This window comes from Stackebrandtia sp., assembly GCF_035643755.1.
Taxonomy (GTDB): Bacteria; Actinomycetota; Actinomycetes; order Mycobacteriales; family Micromonosporaceae; genus Stackebrandtia.
The window spans coordinates 1-2,807 of the sequence record NZ_DASQPW010000065.1 but is presented as its reverse complement, the minus strand read 5'-3'; the positions used below and the strand labels follow the sequence as shown (position 1 = coordinate 2,807).

The following is a 2,807-nucleotide window of genomic DNA, read 5'->3' as shown; positions in this document are numbered from 1 at the left end:
GTCCCGGGACACACGGGGCAGTTCCCCGCCGTGCCGGGGCACACCGCGCAGCTTCCGCCGATGGGCCCGCCGCCCCCCGGCGGGCCGCCGCCGATGGGCGCGGCGCCGTACGGCGGCCCCCCCGTGAAGAAGGGCCCGGGAGCCGGGATGCTGGTCGCGGGCGCCCTGGTGGTCGCGCTGCTGGCCGGGGGAACGGGCGGGGCCGTGGGCTACCTGCTGTCCGACGGCAGCGGCGGCGACTCGCCGTCGTCGCTGGTGGGCGACAACGCCACGATCTCCGACGTCGCCAAGGCCGTCCAGCCCTCCGTCGTGGACATCACCTCGGACAAGGCCGAGGGCTCCGGGGTCATCTACGACACCAAGGGCCACATCATCACGAACAACCACGTGGCGTCCTCGGGCACCACGGGCAAGCTCAAGGTGACCTTCGCCGACGGCAGCTCCGCTCAGGCCCACATCACCGGCACCGACCCCTCCGGGGACCTCGCGGTGATCCAGGTCGACGACGCCAAGGACCTCACCCCGATCAAGTTCGGCGACTCCGACAAGCTTGATGTCGGCGACACCGTGCTGGCGATCGGATCCCCCCTGGGACTCCAGGGCTCGGTGACCTCGGGCATCGTCTCGGCGAAGAACCGCACCGTGCAGGCCGGGGGCGAGGACGGCACCCAGGCCACCACGCTGGAGGGCATGATCCAGACCGACGCGGCGATCAACCCGGGCAACTCGGGCGGCGCGCTTGTCAACGGCAAGGGACAACTGGTCGGTATCAACACCATCATCGCCACCGCCGGCAATTCGGAGGGGAGTGTCGGACTGGGGTTCGCGATACCGTCGTCCACGGTCAAGGATGACGCCCAGAAGCTGATCGAAAGCGGCAACGGCGGCGGAGGCGGCGGCGGAGACGACGTCGTCAAGCACGCCTACCTGGGCATCACGGTCGCCGACAACGTCAGCGGCGACGGCGGCGCCATCGTCTCAAGCGTGCAGTCCGGCACCCCCGCCGACAAGGCGGGGCTGAAGGAGGGCGACGTGATCACCAAGATCGGCGACACCGACGTCAAGTCCGCCAGCGACGTGGTGTCGACCGTGCAGGGCGCCAAGCCGGGGACGAAGATGGACGTCACCTACACCCGCGGCGGCGACTCCAAGACCGTCACCGTGAAGCTGGCGACGGCACCCACCAATTAGGACTTAATTCGGAAGTTTCTCTCCAAGGGGTTCACCGGGCGGGTCGACTATGAACAGTCGGCCCGCCCCCCCTTTTTTTCGCGCTCAGCGCGCCGTCCAGGGGCGCTCGGACAGCACGGTGTGCTGCTGGCGCAGCTTCAGGCGGTTGGCGAACTGGCGCTGGTTGGTCAGGCGGCCGTGCACCAGCATCAGGGACTCGGGGCGGGCCCGCGAGGCGATCTTCACCAGCTCCTCCTCGGAGGCGTGCGCGCCGAGGCGGTACTGGCCGACGTGCGCGGTGACCTCGAAGGGCTCGTCGGAGTCGGGCAGGTCGAAGCGTCCGCCGCCCGCCTCGGCCAGCGTCAGGAGCCGGGACCCGGGGCTGTCGGAATCCTGGTAGCCGACCACCATGAGGCCCGACTCGGGCTCGGTGAGGATGGCGCGCGCCCAGCCCACGGCCGGTCCCGCGGTGAGCATCCCCGAGGTGGCGACCACGATGCACGGGCGCTTCTCGGCGATCTCCCTGCGGGTGCGCCCGGGCTCCACGGGACGGACGTTGCCGCTGAACACGTTGACCCGCTCGCCGTCGGGGCCGTCGTGGCGCTTGTAGGCGTAGCTGAGGTCGCGGGCCAGGCCGTCGACGAGAACCTCGGCCTCGGGCAGGAACTTCTGGCACACCAGCGCGATCTCCTGGGCGCGCCCCAGGGCGAACGCGGGCACCAGGACCCGCCCGCCGGCGGCCAGGATGCGCTCGGCATCGGCGACGAACTGCGCGACCACGGCGTCGCGCGGCGGCAGCTTCCCCGCCCCCGCGTAGGTGGACTCCAGCAGCATCAGCTCGGCGCCGATCGCCGAGTCGGGGAGCTGGAGGCCGCCGACGCTGAGCTGCCCGGTGCCGCTGACGTCCCCCGACACCACGACGCGGTGCTCCCCGGCGGTCAGCACCACGCCCGTGGCGCCGATGATGTGGCCCGCGTCGAACAGCTCGAGATCGATCGCCCCGACCTGGCGGTGGCGCCCCGACGGCAGGTCGGACAGCGCCGCGACCGCTTCGTCCACATCGGATTGCTGGTAGGGGGGCAGCGGCCCGCCCGCCCAGGTGTCGTCGTTGTCGGCGCGCAGCGCCATCACCTTGGCCGAGTCGGCCCACATGGTGCCCAACAGGTCGCTGGTGGCCGTCGACGCGATCACGGGGATGCCCGGATAGCGGCCCACCAGCGCGGGAACCCAGCCCGCGTGGTCGTTGTGGGCGTGCGTGACCACAATGGCGTCGGGGGGCTCGGAGTACAGCTCGGCGATGTGCGCGGGCGCCAGGCTGTCGGCGTCCACGCCCGTGGGGCGGGTGCCCGCGTCCACCACGATCCGGGTGCCGCCGCCCGACACCAGCACGCAGGACCCGCCGATCTCGGCGCCCCCGCCCAGGACCCGCACGCTCACCGACAGCTCGGCGCCCACGCTGGTGACCGCCGTGGCGGGCTGCGGCGCGGGCTCGCGCATCGCGGCGTCCCGCTCGGCCTGCACCCGGCGCAGCCGCTCGTACGCCACGTCCAGGTGGCGGCGCAGCTGCTGGGCCTCGGCGTCCAGATTGTCGATGGTGGTGCGCAGCTCGGCGTTCTCGCCGCTCAGCGTCGAAAGCT

2 protein-coding genes are annotated in these 2,807 nt (G+C 72.0%); one reads left to right on the top strand and one right to left on the bottom strand.

Features of this window, described 5'->3' with window-relative positions:
* Window positions 1-1,191 (top strand): S1C family serine protease (locus VE172_RS04835; protein WP_324797957.1); only part of this gene is annotated, 1,191 nt, incomplete at its 5' end.
* Window positions 1,192-1,275: 84 nt separating this feature from the next.
* Here VE172_RS04835 and VE172_RS04830 read toward each other — a convergent pair.
* A partial coding sequence (locus tag VE172_RS04830) for an MBL fold metallo-hydrolase (protein WP_324797954.1) occupies window positions 1,276-2,807 on the bottom strand: 1,532 nt, incomplete at its 5' end.